Source organism: Johnsonella ignava ATCC 51276 (assembly GCF_000235445.1).
Classification (GTDB): Bacteria; Bacillota; Clostridia; order Lachnospirales; family Lachnospiraceae; genus Johnsonella; species Johnsonella ignava.
Window position 1 is genome coordinate 407,293 of sequence record NZ_JH378829.1, and the last position, 19,745, is coordinate 427,037.

At 35.6% G+C, this 19,745-nt stretch carries 16 protein-coding genes; all 16 read right to left on the bottom strand.

Translation table 11 applies throughout. The features are described 5' to 3' along the window. Positions 1-23 precede the first annotated feature (23 nt). Positions 24-668 carry a ribonuclease HII gene (locus HMPREF9333_RS01930; RefSeq protein WP_040882024.1) on the bottom strand — a complete coding sequence of 215 codons (645 nt, stop codon included), beginning with the start codon at positions 666-668 and terminating at the stop codon, positions 24-26. A 70-nt stretch (positions 669-738) separates the two neighbouring features. Next, complete coding sequence (ylqF, locus tag HMPREF9333_RS01935) at positions 739-1,626, bottom strand: ribosome biogenesis GTPase YlqF (RefSeq protein WP_005539397.1); 888 nt, start codon at positions 1,624-1,626, stop codon at positions 739-741. Positions 1,627-2,004: 378 nt separating this feature from the next. Further along, positions 2,005-2,889: an acetamidase/formamidase family protein gene (locus HMPREF9333_RS01940; RefSeq protein ID WP_040882107.1), complete on the bottom strand. Its 885-nt coding sequence runs from the start codon at positions 2,887-2,889 to the stop codon at positions 2,005-2,007. 186 nt (positions 2,890-3,075) lie between these two features. After that, positions 3,076-4,179 (bottom strand): serine hydrolase domain-containing protein, encoded by a 1,104-nt coding sequence (locus HMPREF9333_RS01945; protein ID WP_005539399.1) that lies wholly within the window; start codon positions 4,177-4,179, stop codon positions 3,076-3,078. A 262-nt stretch (positions 4,180-4,441) separates the two neighbouring features. Beyond that, complete coding sequence (locus HMPREF9333_RS01950; RefSeq protein ID WP_005539400.1) at positions 4,442-5,047, bottom strand: PadR family transcriptional regulator; 606 nt, start codon at positions 5,045-5,047, stop codon at positions 4,442-4,444. 183 nt (positions 5,048-5,230) lie between these two features. Further along, the gene (locus tag HMPREF9333_RS01955) at positions 5,231-6,484 is read right to left on the bottom strand and encodes a 30S ribosomal protein S1 (RefSeq protein ID WP_005539401.1); all 1,254 of its coding nucleotides are present in this window, start codon (positions 6,482-6,484) and stop codon (positions 5,231-5,233) included. Beyond that, positions 6,465-7,319 (bottom strand): 4-hydroxy-3-methylbut-2-enyl diphosphate reductase, encoded by an 855-nt coding sequence (gene ispH, locus HMPREF9333_RS01960; RefSeq protein WP_005539402.1) that lies wholly within the window; start codon positions 7,317-7,319, stop codon positions 6,465-6,467. The genes HMPREF9333_RS01955 and ispH overlap by 20 nt, the downstream gene beginning before the upstream one ends. Positions 7,320-7,694: 375 nt before the next feature. Further along, positions 7,695-8,357, bottom strand: a complete 663-nt coding sequence (gene cmk / locus HMPREF9333_RS01965; protein ID WP_005539403.1) for a (d)CMP kinase — start codon at positions 8,355-8,357, stop codon at positions 7,695-7,697. A 21-nt stretch (positions 8,358-8,378) separates the two neighbouring features. Continuing rightward, positions 8,379-9,632, bottom strand: a complete 1,254-nt coding sequence (locus HMPREF9333_RS01970; protein ID WP_005539404.1) for a BaiN/RdsA family NAD(P)/FAD-dependent oxidoreductase — start codon at positions 9,630-9,632, stop codon at positions 8,379-8,381. Positions 9,633-9,762: 130 nt separating this feature from the next. After that, complete coding sequence (locus HMPREF9333_RS01975) at positions 9,763-11,085, bottom strand: aspartate kinase (RefSeq protein WP_040882025.1); 1,323 nt, start codon at positions 11,083-11,085, stop codon at positions 9,763-9,765. Positions 11,086-11,289: 204 nt separating this feature from the next. Further along, positions 11,290-15,192: a phosphoribosylformylglycinamidine synthase subunit PurQ gene (locus tag HMPREF9333_RS01980; RefSeq protein ID WP_005539406.1), complete on the bottom strand. Its 3,903-nt coding sequence runs from the start codon at positions 15,190-15,192 to the stop codon at positions 11,290-11,292. A 747-nt stretch (positions 15,193-15,939) separates the two neighbouring features. Then, entirely contained in the window at positions 15,940-16,449 is a 510-nt protein-coding gene (locus HMPREF9333_RS01985) for a DUF5721 family protein (RefSeq protein WP_005539407.1), read from the bottom strand. Positions 16,450-16,568: 119 nt separating this feature from the next. Continuing rightward, complete coding sequence (locus HMPREF9333_RS01990; protein WP_005539408.1) at positions 16,569-17,573, bottom strand: peptidyl-prolyl cis-trans isomerase; 1,005 nt, start codon at positions 17,571-17,573, stop codon at positions 16,569-16,571. Positions 17,574-17,775: 202 nt separating this feature from the next. Beyond that, positions 17,776-18,564, bottom strand: a complete 789-nt coding sequence (locus HMPREF9333_RS01995) for a Cof-type HAD-IIB family hydrolase (RefSeq protein WP_005539409.1) — start codon at positions 18,562-18,564, stop codon at positions 17,776-17,778. A gap of 178 nt (positions 18,565-18,742) precedes the next feature. Beyond that, positions 18,743-19,198, bottom strand: a complete 456-nt coding sequence (locus HMPREF9333_RS02000; protein WP_005539410.1) for a divergent PAP2 family protein — start codon at positions 19,196-19,198, stop codon at positions 18,743-18,745. A gap of 21 nt (positions 19,199-19,219) precedes the next feature. Then, the gene (locus tag HMPREF9333_RS02005; RefSeq protein WP_050798092.1) at positions 19,220-19,744 is read right to left on the bottom strand and encodes an HD domain-containing protein; all 525 of its coding nucleotides are present in this window, start codon (positions 19,742-19,744) and stop codon (positions 19,220-19,222) included. Position 19,745: the final 1 nt, after the last annotated feature.

The window sequence follows — 19,745 nt, forward strand, 5'->3', positions numbered from 1 at the left end:
CCTCCATCATGCCCAGAGCAAGGTCAATCAAAAAACTTATCTACAAAACTCTTTCTGTGTATAGGACATGCCCCATGTCTGCGTATGGCTGCTATATGTTCAGTAGTTCCATACCCCTTATGTTTTGCAAAACCGTATTCAGGATACTGCTCGTCATATTCTATCATAAGCTTGTCCCTTGTAACTTTGGCTATAATACTTGCAGCAGCTATGCTCACACTTCTTGCATCACCCTGTATTATACTTATCTGCTTTATACCTATATCGGGTATTCTTACCGCATCCACAAGCAATATATCAGGCTCTGTATCCATCTTTACTATCGCCTTTTGCATTGCCTCATATGTTGCGTTTAAGATATTTATATCATCTATCCTGTTTTCGTCTATTATACCCACGCCTATATCAACCGCCTTATAGCAGATCTCTTCAAAAAGTTCAAGTCTTCTTTTTTTTGTAACCTTTTTTGAATCATTCAAAAAAAGTATCTCAGTATCCTTAGGCAATATCACACAGGCAGCTACAACAGGACCTGCAAGCGGACCTCTGCCTGCCTCATCTATTCCGCAGATGCATGAATACTCATCATACTTTTCCTCAAACTCATGCATTTGTTTCAGTCTTTCATGCTCGGATTCAAGCAGTTTTTCTGTGATTCTTCTTTTCATTACACTATCTTCCTTTTTAATTTTATTTAAAAAGCACTGCATCAGGCTTTTATAAATTTTTTATATGTAGTTAAATGCCGCTGTCTTGAGACACTTCCTCAAGACTTATCCTCCCAAGTCTTCCGGATCTGAAATCACTTATAATCAGATTTGAAGCTTTTTCATAATCGTACTCCCCACCTTTTTTTAGACATCCCCTCACTCTTGCTATATCTGCCAGATATTTATGTGCACCGGTTTTATAATCTTTACTGTCCACATCCTCCGGCAAACCGCCTATACCGTATCTTTCATAAAGTGCATCTATATGGTTTAAAATAAGATATTCAAGAAGTTCAAGAGCCAGTTCATTACTGTCAAATACAAGATCATTTACAGTTCCTATAAAAGCAAGTTTTACCGCCGTTTCTTCATTTTCAATCTTGGGCATAAGCATGCCCGGAGTATCTAAAAGCTCTACCTGTTTATTCAGTCTTATCCACTGATTCCCTTTTGTAACTCCCGGTTTATTGCCGGTTTTCGCACTGCCCTTACCTGCTATTGAATTAATAAGAGTAGATTTTCCTACATTTGGAATTCCTAACACTATAGCACGTACAGGACGGTTGCTGATACCTCTCTTTAAATCCCTTTCCCTTTTTGCCTTTGAAGCCTCTTCAAGAAGCTCAGTAAGCTTTCTTACCACTCCCTTTTGCCGTGAGTCGGCAAAAATGCAGCTGCACCCCTGTTTTCTAAAATATTGTGCCCATGCCTTATTTATCTGTTCATTTGATAAATCAGACTTGTTCAGAACAATGACCCTCGCCTTTCCCTGACCAAGTACGGCTATGTCAGGATTTGAGGAAGCAAGGGGGATCCTTGCATCTCGCATTTCTATTATTATATCTACAATTTTAATATCTTCCTGTATAGCACGCATTGCCTTTGTCATATGACCGGGATACCATTGAATTTTCATGTGTTATCACCTCTGCGGCTCTTTTGACTTGACTGCATTATTTAAAAAGCTTAAATATACCTGCCACAATTTTATTTTTTTGATTAATATACATCATTCTATATAAAAATGCAATAGTTTAATCAAAATAATAGCTAATTTTTTTCCTACTTTGTTATGAATTTACTTTATCTTATATAAAAACATCTGTGTAAATACGGCTCAATCCGGCTTTAATATACACACTTTAGCATATAAAAAACAGATTCTTTATAATTTTAGAATCTGTTTTTATATATGCTATATTTTAATTTTTTCCATATAATCCACTAATTTGTTTGTGTCTATTTTCTCTTACTTTGATTATCTTTTTAAGTCTACTTTTAGTAAATATACCGGCTAAAACAACTGAGCAAGAATTGATTTTGGTATGCACATCATAACCGTACGCTCAGGATCAACTACCTGACAAAATTTCAAATCACCTACTGCGCTAAGCAACATACCGGCATCATTAAGGGATAATCCAAGCTTTTTTTGTACAGTATCATTCATTATCCTTACTGCATGAAATACTGCCTTTTCAATTTCTTCATGAGAATAAATCACCCCGCAGATATCATCATTTTCCAGCATAGGTGTTTCAATACTTAAGCCTTTTATTACAGACAGCCTAACTTTAACATCAGCCGAAATCTCAACACCGCTTACCATAACTTCCCCGTCTCCCATGGCAGCATGAACATCGCCTAAAGAAAAAATTGCACCGTTATGAAATACCGGAAAATATAAAGTCGCCCCTTCAGTTATTCTTTTATTATCCATATTTCCGCCATGATTGCCGGGTGTACCACAATTTATAGAACCATTTTCAGGAGCCACACCAATCACACCTATCATAGTATTTGTGTCAAATACTATGTTTTCATTGAAATGAACTTTTCCATTTTCAACTTTTAATCGTTTAACTGATTCCTTCTTAACTAATGAACCGAGCACACCGTTATCCGGCAAGGCACACATTACTCCCTGTTTTCCAAGTGCAATTTCCAAAATTTCAACTTTAAGTACATCACCCGGCAATGCATTTTTGACATAAACAGGACCGGTAGCCGGATTTATACAATCCCAGTTCAAACTTCCGATAGTTGAACCCTCTTTACTCAGCTGGTTGTCAAAGCAATCATGTGTACGAAAAATCAGAATTTCACCATCTTCAACCTCTGCTACACATTCATTTTTACAATCAAATGCAAATATTCTCTTGTTTTCAATTATTTTCATATCCATGTATAATCCGATCGTACTCTGTTGTAGAAGAACGGATTTACTCCTTTCCGCTGTTATGTAGTAAAAATAAAAGATCTACTCAACAATAATATTATAATAAATATACTATTAACTCAAGATTTGTTTACCTAAAATCAAAAACAATATTTTAAATCATCTTAGTTAGCATAATACCTTTACTCATTTAATTGCATTTATGTATTTATATATCAGTGAATAAGGTTTAGCTTCATATTCGTTTAAGCTCCCTACAACATATAAATCTTTAGAAGGGCAATAAAATGCAAAACTGCCTGATAAACCTGAATGACCTAAAATTTGTGGCGAATCAATTAACGGTGATAAAACAAAAGGTATTTCTACTGACATCATACCTGATCCATATTTTAAAGGAAAAAATTGTATACTATTAAAATCAACATCACTAATATGTGATTTTTTAAATAAAGAACCCTGATAAAACGCCTTTAAAAAAATCATCAGCTCTCTTACATTGGAAACTAATCCACCTGCAGCTACAGCTGAAGAAGCATATAATGCTCTACTTGCTTTTTTATCTTTTAAATACGGTGCTATGCAGTTGTCTTGTGAAACCACCATGGTATTTGTTAACCCTAGTGGTTGAAAAATATATTTTTCATACAAATTCAATAGTGATTCTCCGGATACCTTTTCAGCAATTATTCCCAGTAAAATAGAGTTAAGATTAGAATAATGAGCCTTATTTTCACCGGGTTTAAAACGCCCTTCCAATTTCTTTGTGAGTTCAATTGCCTCAGCTTCTGAAAGCGAAAAATCTTCTTTTTTAACTTTATCTATGATTGATTCATCATTTTTAAAATCAGTCTCATAATCAGCTATTCCTGAATTTTGGTCAATTAACATTTGAACCGTGATTTTATCGCTATAATCGGTGCCGGCAATAGTATTAATTTCTTGCCATTGGGATTTTTCAAGATAAAATAAAATAGGTTTTTGAAGATCAATCAGCCCTTCATCTGCCATGGAATATATGACCGAATGTGTATATAGTTTAGTAACGGAGGCTAACATAATTGATTGATTTTCATCCATTTTGTTGGTAACAATATGGCTTTTAGTTGAATCAGAATTTTCAATTAATAAAATAGATTCTTTCTCACCTCTTGTTTTCTTAAAGTTATAGTCAAGACTATTAAGTAAATCTGTTGAGCTTTGTATGTGCCAATAGATTCTAAATCCCGCCACAACAGTGAAAATAACGGCTATTATAATTAATGGTGCAAACATAATTTTTTTTATCATATTATCCTGTATGATGTTATAGAAGCAATAACAACATAGCCCTTTCATTTTATTTGTTTCGTTGTTTAATACATTCAGATACTGTTATTTTCTATTTTATTCTGTAGATTAGACTCATCATAAGTATATTACGCCTGATTTTTTTTACATCATTCATATTAATCTCCATTCCGCCGCCAAACTGCGACACAAATAGTAATGAAAAGTATTTTTCAATCTAATCACCTTTTTCAACTTAATAATATTTGTTTGATTGTAAGTACTACAACTTTTTCTTAAGCTTTTTGAACCACTCTATATTAAATTCCATATTATCAATGCCGTAATCCAAAGCTGCCAATGTAAATTTGCTTATTTCTTTTATTTTGCTGGACAGGTTGTTTTCATTGTAAAGAGATTTCATTCTTTCCTGATACTGCTTATCCAGATTCAGATATTCTTCAATCTGCAATTGTTCAGCACTTATATCTATTGATTCTCTTAATTGTAAAAATGACTTATACTCTTCTTCCAATGAAAGAATGACTTTATCAATCAAAATTTCCTGTTCTTTTTTTGATACATAACCCATAAAGAGAAGCTTAGCAAGATCTACATTTTTTGTCTTTGAATTATCTATTGGAATCTTCAACCATTCAAGCAATTCTGCCTGTCCTACTTCAGTAATTGCGTACCTTTTCTTATTTACTCCGTTTTCTACCACTTCTTCAAAAATAACCATCTCCATTTCAAACAGCCTTTTAAGTGCCACTTGTATACTTCCGAGACTATCACTGCACATTGATTTAAAACTATTTTTGATGACATTTTTAATTTCATACGCCGTCATTCTGTGCAACATCAAAATTCCTAAAATTATTTTATCCATAGTATTCCTCCATTTCATACTTTATAGTAACATACCTTTTAGGTATAGTCAATGTTTTTTTATAGATTTTTGCAAAATAAAAAATCCCTGTAAGCACTATAAATAAATGCCCTACAAGGATTTTAACTTCTTTATTGCTTAATTATATTACCTATCACTGCCGGTATCGCCTTCACCGGCGACTTAATCATTTGCGGCATCGCCCTCATTACCGCCGGTAGCCTCATTTAAGGCACCGTCCGCACTGTCATCGCCTTGAGCCGCTTCATTTGCAGTACTTTCAGCCTTGTCATTAACCGAGTTTTCTTTATCATCTGCGGCACTTTCAGCAATATCTTTACCATCTGTATCGGCTTCTTCGTTATTGCTTCCATTATTACGTTTTTGTGCCTGAAATGCCCTTATACTTAAAGAAAGCCTTTCTGCCGCTTCATCTACGCCTACAACCAGAGCTTCAACCGTCTGACCTACTTCAACCGCCTCTGACGGATGCTCTATTCGCCTTTTTACAAGCTGTGAAACATGTACAAGACCGTCTATGCCTTTCTCAACTTCAATAAATGCTCCGAAATCTGCAAGCCTTATAATTTTCCCTTTTACTACCGTTCCGATCGGATATTTTTTTTGTGCATCCTTCCATGGATTTTCCTCAGGAAATTTTCTGCTTAAAGATATTCTGTCATTGCTCATATCTTTTATAAATACTTTTATTTTATCTCCGACCTTGCATGCGTTTTTAGGATTTGAAATCCTGAGCCAACTCATCTCAGTTACATGGAGCAGACCTTCAACTCCGTCTATATTAACAAATGCTCCAAATACCGGTACACTGCTTACAGTTCCCTCAACTGTGTCTCCGACTGCATGATTTTCAAAAAACTGTTTGCGCAGCTGTGCCTTTCTTTCAGTAATAATCTGCTTTCTATCACCTATAATCCTTCTTCTTTTCGGATTAAATTCAGTGAGTACAAATTCTATCTCCTGATCCTGATATTTTGCAAGATCTCTTTCATAGGGATCCGACATAAGGCTCGCAGGTATAAATACCCTGTTCCCTTCTATATCGACACATACTCCGCCATTTACAATCCTGCTTACTTTTTCTTTAAGCAGCTTGTGATTTACAAAAGCATCTTCGAGCTTTTTCCTTGCCTTATCCTGGGCAATTCTCTTGTATGACAGCATAAGCTGACCTTCGCCGTCATTGATTTTAAGCACTTTTACTTCAAGCTCGTCGCCGACATGTAAAACTGTACGCAAATCTAATGAGGCATCATTGCCATACTCATTTCGAGTTAATATGCCGTCAGACTTATAGCCGACATTTAATACTGCAAGATCCTCCTTGATATCAATAATTTTACCGACAACAATACTCCCTACATGAATGTCTTTAAATGTCTGTTCTAACATTTGTTCAAAACTGAGATCTGACATTATTTTGAACCTCCTCAATGATATGTTTTGGGGTCGATGCCCCTGCCGTAATGCCTACACTTCGCACAGAAAGCAATTTCTCTGAATCTAAATCCTTTAGTGTTTGAATAAACATAGTATTCTTACATGTTTTCTTACAAATGTCTACAAGTTTAGCCGTATTTGAACTGTTTTTGCCTCCAATCACTATCATAGCATCTACCTCGGAAGCAATTTTTTGTGCTTCGGACTGCCTTTCCTGCGTTGCATTGCAAATTGTATTGAAACAGATTATATCATAACCTAAATTCTTTATTTTATCAATAATTTTTGAGAAATTATTAAAATTATATGTCGTCTGAGCTACTATGCTTATCTTCCTGTTTTTGTCGATTTTAAGTCCTTCAAACTCTTCAAAGCTGTTTACTGCAACCGTTTCCTCATTTCCCCAGCCCTTTATCCCTTCAACCTCGGGATGTGAAGGACTGCCTATTATAACTACCTTATTCCCCTTTTCACATTCCCTTGAAACTATATTATGTATCTTTTTTACATACGGGCATGTTGCATCAATCAGTGTCATACCTGCACTTTCAAGCTTTTCCTGTACTGTTTTGCCTATGCCGTGTGAGCGTATTATTAAAGTTCCTTTTTCAAGTTTTGTAAAGTCATCGCCTTCTTCTATAACACCTACACCTTTTTCAGTAAGGTCCTTTACCACTTCTTCATTATGTATTATAGGACCGTAGGTATATACCTTCCCATTCTCTTTACCAACTTCATCATAAACTTTATTTACCGCCTTTTCCACTCCGAAACAAAAGCCTGCGGTCCTGGCAGTTTTTAATTTCTTCATAAGGTTTTAACCTCTCTTTTTAAATCCGGGCTATTGGTTTAACGGGCTATGGATTTAAGTTAATAGAAACACTATTAGGTGTTTCCGTTACAAAAATATTAAAACCCTCTACTAATACCCTACCGGTATTATAGCATAAGCATTAATTTTTAGCGAATTTCCTGCTTAAAGCCGTCTAAAAATACTTTTGTATCATTTGAGCAAAAGAAAGCATAAAATCAAGTCATATATGTAGTTTAAAACCAATATCGTCTTAAGAATAACACTGTACTTATATATAGTTTTTTGAATTATTTATACCAAATATTGACCTGAAACATAAATTTATAATATAAACTAAAAATTTCGATTTTTTTAGTTTTTTATTTAGTACAATTATCCGGTGAGAGCCGCAATATCAAGAATTTTCTCAACAACTTCTTTAATAGTCATATCGGTTGTATCTATCTCATATGCATCCTCCGCCTTTGCAAGCGGTGAATTTTTTCTGTGCATATCTCTGTAATCCCTGTCCTGCATATCTCTCTCTATTTTTTTAATATCAGGTTTTTCCCCCTTTTGTACAAGCTCAAAAAATCTCCTTTTTGCCCTTTCTTTAATTCCGGCAGTAAGATATATTTTTACATCGGCATCGGGAAGCACCTTAGTTCCTATATCTCTTCCGTCCATTACAACATTATATTGTTTTGCTATATCACGCTGCACACATAACAATTTTTCTCTTACCGCACTATATACACTCAAACTGCTTGCCGCACCGGCTGCCTCCTCACTTCTTAAATGCCCGGTAACATCCTCACCTGAAAGCATTATCCTCTGTTCTTCATCTTTATATACAACTTTTATGTCAATATCATCCAAAAGTCGGGCAACAGCAGTTTCATCCTCAAGTTTAATACCCTTTTTTATAAAATACAGACCCAATGCACGAAACATGGCACCGGTATCAACATATACAAAACCGGTTTTTTTACTTATCTCTTTTGCAATACTTGATTTACCCGCACCTGCAGGTCCGTCTATTGCTATACTACGCATAATTTCCCCTCAGTATAATTTTTATAAAAGACTTCCTGCCGCACAGCTTCCTGCCATCCAGCCGGTTGACCATGCTATTTGCAGATTGTATCCCCCTGTAAGTGCATCAAGATCAAGCACTTCACCGGCGAAATACAGACTCTTTATAAGTTTTGACTCCATGCTTGAAGGTTCTACCTCCTTAACACTTACTCCTCCTTTAGTTACAACCGCTTCATCAAATCCCCTCATACCCGTTATCGTAAATTCAAAATCTTTAAGTATATTTACAAGTCTATGCCTATGTTCTTTTTTTATCTCATTAACCCTGGTTTCAGGGCTTATATTCATCCTGTCTATAATAACCGGTATAAGGCTTTGCAAAAGAAGATCGCCAAGTGCATTTTTTAAGCTTTTATTTTTATATTTTTCAAAGTCTCTTAAAATTCTTGCATCAAGCACATTCTTATCAAGAGCAGGCTTTAAATCTATAACCAGCCTCAGATTACCGTTTTTAACCAGTCCGGCAATATAGGAGCTTGCAGAAAGTATAAGAGGACCGCTTACACCGAAATGTGTAAATAAAAGTTCACCGAAACCCTCATATATTCTTTTTGAACCTTTATAAACTGCGGCATTTACATTCTTAAGCGAAAGTCCCTGAAGTCTGGTGCAGTCATGCTCTGAAAGTACAAGCGGAACCAGTGAAGGATAAAGCTCACTCACCTTATGCCCTGCCGCTGAGGCAAATTTATAACCGTCCCCGCTTGAACCGGTAAGCCTGTAACTGATACCGCCTGTGGCGACTATAACGGCATCGGCACTGATACTTGAGCCGTTAGCCAGAACCACTCCGCTGCATTTTCTGTCATTTATAAGCAGTTTTTTTATAATGCAGTTTAATTTTATATTTACTCCTGCATTTTTAAGCAGTTTATAAAGTGTATTTATAACATCTGATGAATGGTCGGAGACCGGAAATACTCTGTTGCCTCTTTCAATTTTAAGGCGGCATCCGCCGTCCTCAAGTATTTTCATAATATCGGCACTTCCAAAGCATTTAAATGCGCTGTATAAAAACTTCGGGTTTGAAACTACATTTTCCATTACAGTTTTCATATCTGAAGCATTTGTAACATTACATCTGCCCTTCCCGGTTATAAAAAGCTTTTTGCCTACCTTTTCATTTCCGTCAAATAAAAGTACCCTTACAGCACCGGCTCGCGCTGCCGACTTTGCAGCCAAAGCGGCTATCATACCTGCCGCCCCTGCACCTATTACTATAATTGTTTTCATAATCCTGCCAGCTTATATTATATTTAATATTCATTAAATGTAATATGATTTGCGTGTTAAAATATAATAAATCCTCCTGCAAGCAAACTTGCATCGAACTTTTATACTTTTGACACTTATATCATAATATTTAATTTAATTGTGTTGATACAAATATATCGTAAATCGCCCTTACTGCCGCTTCAAAATCGGTATCACTTACACCCACTATTATATTAAGTTCTGATGAACCCTGATCTATCATCTTTATATTTATCCTTGCATGTGCAAGTGCTGAAAATACCCTGCCTGCAGTTCCTCTTGTAGTCCTCATGCCCCTTCCTACAACCGCTATAAGTGCTATGCCGGACTCCATCTCTACCGAATCCGGCTTTGCAAGCCTATGTATTGAAGCTACTACCTGCTGCTCCTTATCCTGGAATTCTTCCTGATGCACTATCACCGACATAGTATCAATACCCGACGGCATATGCTCTATTGAGATTGAACTGTCTTCAAATGCCTGAAGAGCTTTCCTGCAGAAACCGACTTCATTATTCATCATAGCCTTATCGATGTTTATTGAACAAAATCCCTTTTTACCCGCTATTCCGGTTATAGTATACGGAGATCTTTTACATGTGCTTTCAACAATCATAGTACCCCTGTCATCCGGGCGGTTTGTATTTTTAATATTTATAGGTATGCCCTCTTTTCTGACCGGAAATATGGCATCTTCATGCAATACACTTGCTCCCATATATGAAAGCTCTCTCAACTCTCTATAAGTAATGGTTTCAATAACTGCCGGTTCATCAACTATGTTAGGATCCGCAACTAAAAATCCTGACACATCTGTCCAGTTCTCATATATATCAGCATTTATCCCTCTCGCAATTATAGAACCCGTTATATCAGAGCCCCCTCTTGAAAATGTTCTTATCCTTCCCGAATGGTCTATACCGTAAAATCCCGGTATTACCGCCTTTTCAACAGTTGATAGCACCTCCTCTATCTCTTTATTTGTAAATTCCGCATCAAAACTTCCGTCATCATTAAAATACACAATCCTGTCGGCATCTATAAACTCAAATCCGAGATACTCAGCCATTATAAGACCGTTTAAATATTCACCTCTTGAAGCGGCATATTCTCTCCCTGATTTTGCCAGAAAGTTTTCTTCTATATTATCAAATTCGGATTCAAGGTTTAAATCAAGGTTAAGTCCGTCTATTATGCCCCTATATCTTGATTTGATCTTCTCATATATTTTTTTATATGAAGCCCCTGAAACAGCAGCATCATAGGTTTGGTATAAAAGATCGGTTATCTTATCGTCCTTTCCGTCTCTTTTACCCGGTGCTGAAGGCACTACATATCTCCTGCTTTTATCGGCACGCACTATATCGCCCGCTTTTTTAAACTGCCCTGCATTTGCAAGAGAGCTGCCTCCGAATTTCACTACTTTTCTCATAAATTATAACTAAATTTATCCTTTCTAAAGAAATACACAGTCAAAGTATAACTGCAATATATACAGCATTTAAATATATTTACAAAACATATAAAATATTAATACAGCTGCACAAGGCTGCATAATATATAATATATAAAATATAAATATACAGCCGATTTTAATATATCTGATATATATAGGGTTTAAAAGCGCATTAAATCATTATCTGAAATATTCAACTCCTGATTTAAAGATTCCCATATCCTTATTTCCATAGGTATTTCTGCAAATACCGTCATAAGTTCTCTCGGCATGAGCCATTTTTCCGAAAATCCTTCCGTCAGGGCTTGTAATCCCCTCTATACCCATATATGAGGAATTTATATTCCAGTAGCCTTCATCACTTGCATTTCCAAAACAGTCGGTAAATACGCAAGCCACCTGACCGTTTGCAAAAAGTGCATCAAGAATCTCCTTAGAAGCAATGAATCTGCCTTCGCCATGTGATGCCGGCACAGCATAGATTTCGCCCGGTTTTGCTCCTGCAAGCCACGGAGATTTACAGCTTATAACTTTCGTATACGCAGTTTTGGCAATATGCCTTCCTATGCCGTTTTTAGCAAGTGTTGCAGAATCCTTATTTTGTGCGGATATATTTCCGTAAGGCAGAAGTCCCGTCTTTATAAGTGTCTGAAAGCCATTGCATATACCCAGTATAAGCCCGTCTCTTTCATTAAGCAGTTTATATATCTCCTCCTTTATATAGGCGTTCCTTAAAACCGAAGCAAAATACTTTGCAGAACCGTCAGGTTCATCTCCTGCGGAAAAACCTCCCGGAAGCATAATAATCTGTGCAGAAGCTATCTCTCTTTTAAATGCCTCTATTGAATCATTTATATCGTTTGTACTTAAATTTCTAAAAACAACACTATTTACATCCGCACCCGCTTTAACAAATGCTCTTTCCGAATCATACTCACTGTTTGTTCCGGGCATCACCGGTATGAACACCTTGGGTTGCGCCTTTTTATGCCTGCATATATAGATATCCTTATTTTTATATAAGGTCGCATCATTTTCGTATAATCTCACATCATCTGCCGATTTTAACGGCACGGTATTTGCTTCATTGCCTGAGAGTTCAGCTATCTTCCTTGTTACAGGTTCTATATCCTCACATTTATATACTTTTGCAAGCCTGCCGTACCATGTATTTAGTGCATCATCAAGCCTTATATCAAGTGAATGCCAGCTTATGCGTGGTTTTTCATCAACCTCTCCTATCACTGTATAATTAAAAGACAGCCTGCCGACATTTTCAGGCTTTACTTCTGCCAGTATGTTTCCCCATGCAGGAGCGAAAAGCTGCCTGCTGTCAACATTATGTTCAAGCTTAACACCAAGAAGATTTCCAAACGCCATCTTTGTAACCGCCTCGGCAATACCGAATCTTGAAAGTGCAAATGCAGACTCTATAAGTTCTTTTTTTACATCTTCAAAAAAAGTATCGTATTTTAAGCACAGATCATCATAATCCGGCAAGTCGTACCCGTCCTTTTTAATATCTATAAGTACAAGTTTATTTCCCTGCTTCTTAAATTCAGGACTTAAACTTGTATTTATATCTCCCATTGCAACCGCAAATGAAATAAGTGTAGGGGGCACATTCATATCGTTAAAGCTTCCTGACATCGAATCTTTTCCTCCTACCGAAGCAAGACCGGTGCCAAGTTGTGCTGTATATGCACCTAAAAGTGCCAAAAACGGCTGTCCCCATGAGTACGGATTATCATCCATGCGTTTAAAATATTCCTGAAATGTAAAATGTATTTTTCTGCGGTCTCCACCTGCACATACTATCTTTGCGATTGAATCTATAACCGCATAAACACCTCCATGATACGGGCTCCATGATGAAAGATACGGATCAAATCCATAACTCATAATAGTTACCGCATCAGTATCACCTCTAAGCAGCGGCAGCTTTGCGCTCATTGCCTGAATCTCACTAAGCTGAAAACGCCCTCCAAACGGCATATTTACCGTAGCTGCCCCCACCGAGGAGTCAAACATCTCAACAAGCCCCTTTTGTGAACATACATTCAAATCATTTAACATATCAAACCATAATGCTTTGAGCTTTTTAGAATCATCTTCATTATTATTCAGTATTATACTCTCAAAGGTCTTACAGGTATCATCACAGTTTTTAAGCTTTTTTATATACATGCCGGGATTTAGGCTGCTGAAATAAACATTCTTTTTAAAAGGATTTTCTTCTGTATCAGGCATGGCAAGCCTTGCAGAAGCACTCTGCACCGCTCCGTTTGTATCAAGAAATGCTCTGCTTATGTCTACAATCCTTTTCCCTCTCCACAGCATCACAAGTCTCGGTTCGGCACTTACCTCTGCAACTTTTACACATTCAAGGTTCTCAGCTTTTGCAAATGCGATAAATGTATCAAGATCCGCTTTATCCAAAACCACCGCCATTCTTTCCTGCGATTCTGATATCGCAAGCTCGGTACCGTCAAGACCTGCATATTTTTTAGGTACTTTGTCAAGATCTATCATAAGACCCGGCGCCAATTCTCCTATCGCAACACATACACCTCCTGCACCAAAATCATTACACTTTTTTATAAGCCTGCTTACATCACTTTTTCTAAAAAGTCTTTGTATTTTCCTTTCTTCAGGAGGATTACCCTTTTGTACCTGTGCACCGCAGGTTTCCATAGAATCTTTTTTATGTGCCTTTGAGGAGCCGGCAGCACCACCTATTCCGTCTCTGCCTGTTTTGCCTCCCAGAAGTACAACCACATCCCCGGGTACGGGTTTTTTCCTGACAACATCAGCTCGCCTTGCCGCTCCAAGCACCGCACCTACCTCCATATGCTTTGCCGCATAGCCTTCATGATATATCTCCTTGACATAACCCGTAGCAAGTCCTATCTGATTTCCATATGATGAATATCCGTGTGCCGCCTCAACCGCTATCTTTCTTTGAGGCAGCCTGCCCGGTATAGTATCTTCTAAAGGTGTCTCAGGGTCCGAGACACCGCTCACTCTCATAGCCTGATATACATACGTTCTTCCTGCAAGCGGATCTCTTATAGCACCGCCCAGACATGTAGCAGCACCTCCAAAAGGCTCTATCTCTGTAGGGTGATTATGAGTTTCATTTTTAAAGTTAATAAGCCATTCTTCATCTTTTCCGTCAATTTTTACATTTACAGTTATTGAACAGGCATTAATCTCATCACTTTCTTCAAGGTCATTTAATTTGCCGTCAAGCTTTAGCTGCCTCATGGCTGCAAGTGCAAGATCCATCAGACATACTCCGTTCTCTCTTTTAAGAATTTTTCTTCCCTCAAGATATTTGGTATAGCTATCACAAAATACCTTATTATAATACCCTTCATCTATAGATATATTATCAAGATTTGTTAAAAACGTAGTATGCCTGCAATGATCTGACCAATATGTATCAAGTACCTTCAGTTCAGTGATTGTAGGTTCTCTTTTCTCAGATTTAAAATAATCACGTATACATTTAAAATCCTCAAATGTCATAGCGGGAGATAAAGAATCATAGATTTTTTTTAAATCACCTGCAGATGTCATATAAACCGTTTCTACATCATCAGGAGATTCAAGGCTCTGTTTAAGTGTTTTAGGAGACTTTTCATCCGTTTCATGAGAATCTACCGGATTTATTATATAACTCTTTATTTTTTTTACTTCATCCTCGCTTATACTGCCTGATATAACATATGTAAATGCAGTCCTTACATCAGGATCCTCATTTTCATTTATAAGTTTAAGACACTGAATAGCAGAATCGGCTCTCTGATCAAACTGCCCTGCAAGATATTCAGACGAAAAATAAATTTCATTATCATTATAAGGAAATTCCATCTCATAACATTCATCAAGCGGAGGTTCACAAAATACAGTATTCAACGACTCTTTATAAGTCTTCTCCGATATGTTTTCTATATCATATCTTGAAAGTATCCTTACATTCTCAATCCCTTCTATACCCAGATGCCTTTTAAGTTCTTCCTTAAGATGCTTTGCTTTCAGTGCATATTCCGGTTTTTTTTCAACATAAACTCTTTTCATAAATTTCTCCTTAAATTACATATCTTTGCTATTGTGAATTTTATGATTTGCCGCCTTAAAGACGTGAAATTCTGCGATACAGTATAAACTAAAATTCTCAATTTGCATAGTATTCATTAATCAATAATATATATGATATAAATGTCAAAGGTATAAAAATTCGATGTAAGATTGCTTGCAGGAGAATTTATTATCTTTTGGCAAAAAATATGAGTAAGTAGTCATTTTTTGCAAAAATGGGCGGATTACGAATATTTTTATTTGCTTGAATATTTATCCGGATATTTATTTAAACATTTTACGTTAGAGTGTTTTATATTAAAATTTTTTATGCTGTATTTTATATCCTATTCACATCATCATTTATTTAAATATATCAATAATAAAAAACAGCTTTTTATAACAGTTTTTTATAAAAATAAATATTACAAATAAAAAATATTATAAATCCGATTCCTAATAATAAATAAAAAATAATGTCCTGTCGGTTAGTAAAAATAAATTTTATCTTTTTATAATAAAGAAAAATTAAAATAATAAACCCAAATATAATTTCCTCCTGTTATTTTAAAATACAAATAACCGGAGGAAATTTAATAATATATTTTTTATAAATTTTATTATGTAAATCCTATTGTTTGAAATAATTTATTTGTTATACATTATATATGGTTTTATTTTTTATATAAAAGAGTATAATATATTATTCATATTTAAATCTATTGATTTAATATAATTTTATTATTATTACAATTCACTTTCAACCGCAATATTATTATCTTTTAAAAAAAACTTTATAAAATCATCCCACGCCTCCTGCAATAAATTCCCTTTATTAAGAAATTCTGCAGTAAATGTGTTTATAGAACATACACTGGTGCATGAAAGTATTTTATTATTATATTTAATATTAATATAATAATCGGCTTTTTGTTCCAGTTGCGGCATTTTATCATACTGCCGAATGATAAAATCCTTTTGAGGAAATTTAAAAACAAGTGCAAAGGATACAGGCAGTTTTTTACCTTTAATTAAATTAAAACATATCGGTTTTAATTTCCTCCATCTTGAATATACGTCTATATCAGTATCTTTAATTTCATCAGTATCATAATATTCTTTTTTTATTCTGCCGTCTATTAAAAAACTGTTGTAGGTTGTAATTTCAGCCTGTACAGTAAAAAAATCATCAAATAATACCCCGTTAAATAATGCACCTGTAAATCCCTTTATGTCTAATATATTATATACTTTCATAAATTAATTTTATCCTAAAAATATATTTTTATATTTTATGCTTTATATTTTTCGAATTATTTTTTACCTCATTTTTTATACTGATTTTTACCTTTTTTATTTTGCTGATTTCTTTTAAATTATTTTGAATTATTAAAACCCTTTTTGTATAACGAAAAAAAATCAGCCTCTTTAAAAACGGTCTTTTTACTATTAACAAATTTATTCCATTCGTCCATATTAAGATTTACATTATTATATTTCAAATATTCATCATAAATTTTGTTCAGTTCTTCATCTCTACGGCTTTTTTCCATAAGCTCTTTCCGATCTGCAGTTGCATCTTCATCATAACCTTTAATACATTTGTATATATAGTATTTTCCGCCAATTTCTATAATATCACTTATTTCAGAATCTGAAAGAAGTGATACCTTTTCATCAACCTCTTTTGGAAGATCGGCATGACCGGCTTTTACCTTTATTTCTTTTTCTATGGATTTTTTTCTTGCAATTTCGCTAAAGTCGGCCCCCTCTGCATTAACTTCAAAAAGAGCCCTCTCAGCCTGTTCTTTATTATCAAGTACTATACATTCAAGATCCATAATTCTCGCTTCATTTTCACTTACTTCAAGCTCTTTTGTCCCTGTAACCGACTTACTCAGTTTCATTGCAAGTGCATAATCTCTAAACATCATATTTACTTCATCAGATGTAAGCTCATTCAGCTTTGTACCGGACTTTAAAGCTGCATCTATATACTCTTGTGAAAGCTTTGAAACAGTCTCATTTTCTTTATCTGTAAGAGTTATTCCCCTCGATTTGGCTGTCATACTCATGACATAGAGCCTTAGAAAGAACTCCTTCATGCGTACATCAAATACCTCATCATAAGTATGTCCCTGTTTGTCCATCTTTGCTCCCCAGATCTCATCAGTATATGCCTTATTTTCAGCATTTCTCTGAGAGGTGCTTATCATAAGCATCTGTTTTTCAGTATATGGAACCATAATTTCGGTTTTTGCAACCGTCTCCTGACCTGACACTCCCTTTTTACCGCATGATACCATACAGGTCATACATACAAACATCGTAATAATATAAACCAAATAACCGCATCTACCAATTCTGCTTACAGATCTCATATATCCGTACTTCCCTTTTTAATATTTGTATCCTGATTTTAATATTTGTACTCTGAACAATTTTGATGATAAAACCCGGCAGTTCTTTCCTGCCGTCTGTAATGCTATAATAATATGATCGGTTTTAAATCCAGGTTGTTACCTTGAACTGACTACTCTAAAAAGACCAAGTAAAAAACTTAGCCTAAAAGGTGCAAAATATTTATATTGTCAATAGTTTAAGTATCTTCAGCACGCCATCGGAAGTATTTTTATCCGCTGTAAACCTTGCAGCTTTTTTAGCACTGTCAACAGCGTTTAAAACAGCATAAGAATAGTATGAAGACTTAAGCATCTCTACATCATTATCCTGATCGCCAAATACCATGGTCTCTTTATCACTTATACCCAGAGCCTGCTGTATAATTTTTATTCCCTTTCCCTTATCAACACCCAAAGGTACACAGTCAAGCCACATCTTTCCTGAATACCTTGCCTCAAGCCTGTTTGAAAACCTGTCAACAATATATGATGCCTCATCGGTTATCGGATAAGCGCTGTAAGCGGATATTTTAATAAAATCCTCTTTAACCTGTGTAAGGTCATCGACTATCTTTATAAGAGGTCTGTAGCCTTGCCTTAACCATGTAAGAAAATCCTCGTCATTTGTATCCGTATAATAAGTATCCTTTCCAGATGCCATAATTATAAGTCTGGGATTTTCCTTTATTACAGATATAAGTTCATCGCTTAATTTCTTTTCAAATGTATATAAAAAAAGATTTCTACCCTTCATACCTATATATGCACCATTATTTGATATATAAAAAATTTTTTCACACACAGGTTTAAAGAGATTTTCTATACTGTACCAGTGCCTGCCGCTTGCGGCAGCAAACTGTATGCCTTTCTCTCTTAATTTAAGAATTATGTCATAAATCTCCGGATTTATTGATGCAGTTCCGTCTTCTACTAAAGTTCCATCTATGTCAGTGGCAATAAGCCTGATCATTTTTTATATCCAACCTTCTAAAACATAGGTCATACCCGCTTCTGCGGCTAAACAAATTCAGTCAAATAACAAAAAATACGGCAGTTAAAAAGTAAAAACAGCTCACTTTTACTGCCAAAAGTACTCTGAATGCCTATATACCGGCAAAATCAAATTCTATATACCGGTATATAGGAATCTATTTCATAAGCACTGCAATAAATATGCCTAGAATCGCTCCCATTATTACCTGGAGCGGAGTATGCCCTACAAATTCTTTAAGTTTTTCATCAAAATCAAAAGTCTCTCCGTCCTCTTTTACCACCATGCTTTCTTTTATAAGGTTAAGCACCTTTGCCTGCTTGCCGGTCTCACGCCTGACACCTGCGGCATCGTGCATGACAATGGCTGCAAGTATAGCACTTACAGCAAATTCAAATGATGACAGTCCAAATCTATATGCACAGGTGGTTGCAAGTGCACACACAGCCGCACTGTGTGAGCTTGGCATCCCTCCGCTTCCCCAAAGTCTTTCTGCTTTAAAACTTTTATTACAGCGGAAGTCAATAACAGTTTTTAAAATTTGTGCGGCAAGCCAGCCGGCTGCCGAACTCATAAACATAGGATTTGAAATAAGCTGGCTAAGTATAGTCATCGGATATCTCTCCTTACAGGTCTAATTTTCGGTAACATATAATACCCTGCACAGTTTATTAAACTTATCGCTTAATCTGTTTCTTATACCTGCTGAAGCTTCCTTGACCGTACATACCTTGTCAGCATATAAAAGCACCATACCTTCAATAGTTCTTGGAGGAATTATGGTGAGAGGCCACATATGCCTCAATATCATATTCTGTTCTTTTTTACTTATTTTAAAATATTTTACGGCATTCTCCATGGCTTTCCTCGGATGAGTGAAACCATGAAATCTGTCGCCTGTTTCCTCAAAATGCCTGTGCCAGTCATAGAGGAAAAAATCATGAAGAAGTGCCGCCCTTGCAGCACTTTTATAATCAAGTCCATACCTCCTGCATATCTTATAGGTCATATATGACACATCAATGCAGTGTTCAAGGCAGGTTGTAGTACCATGCATTATAAATTTATCCATTTTTTTAAAATGCACTGAGCTTATTATATCCGACACCGCTTCTATATACAATACATCATTTTTAACTTCTTTAGTTATTTTTTTCATA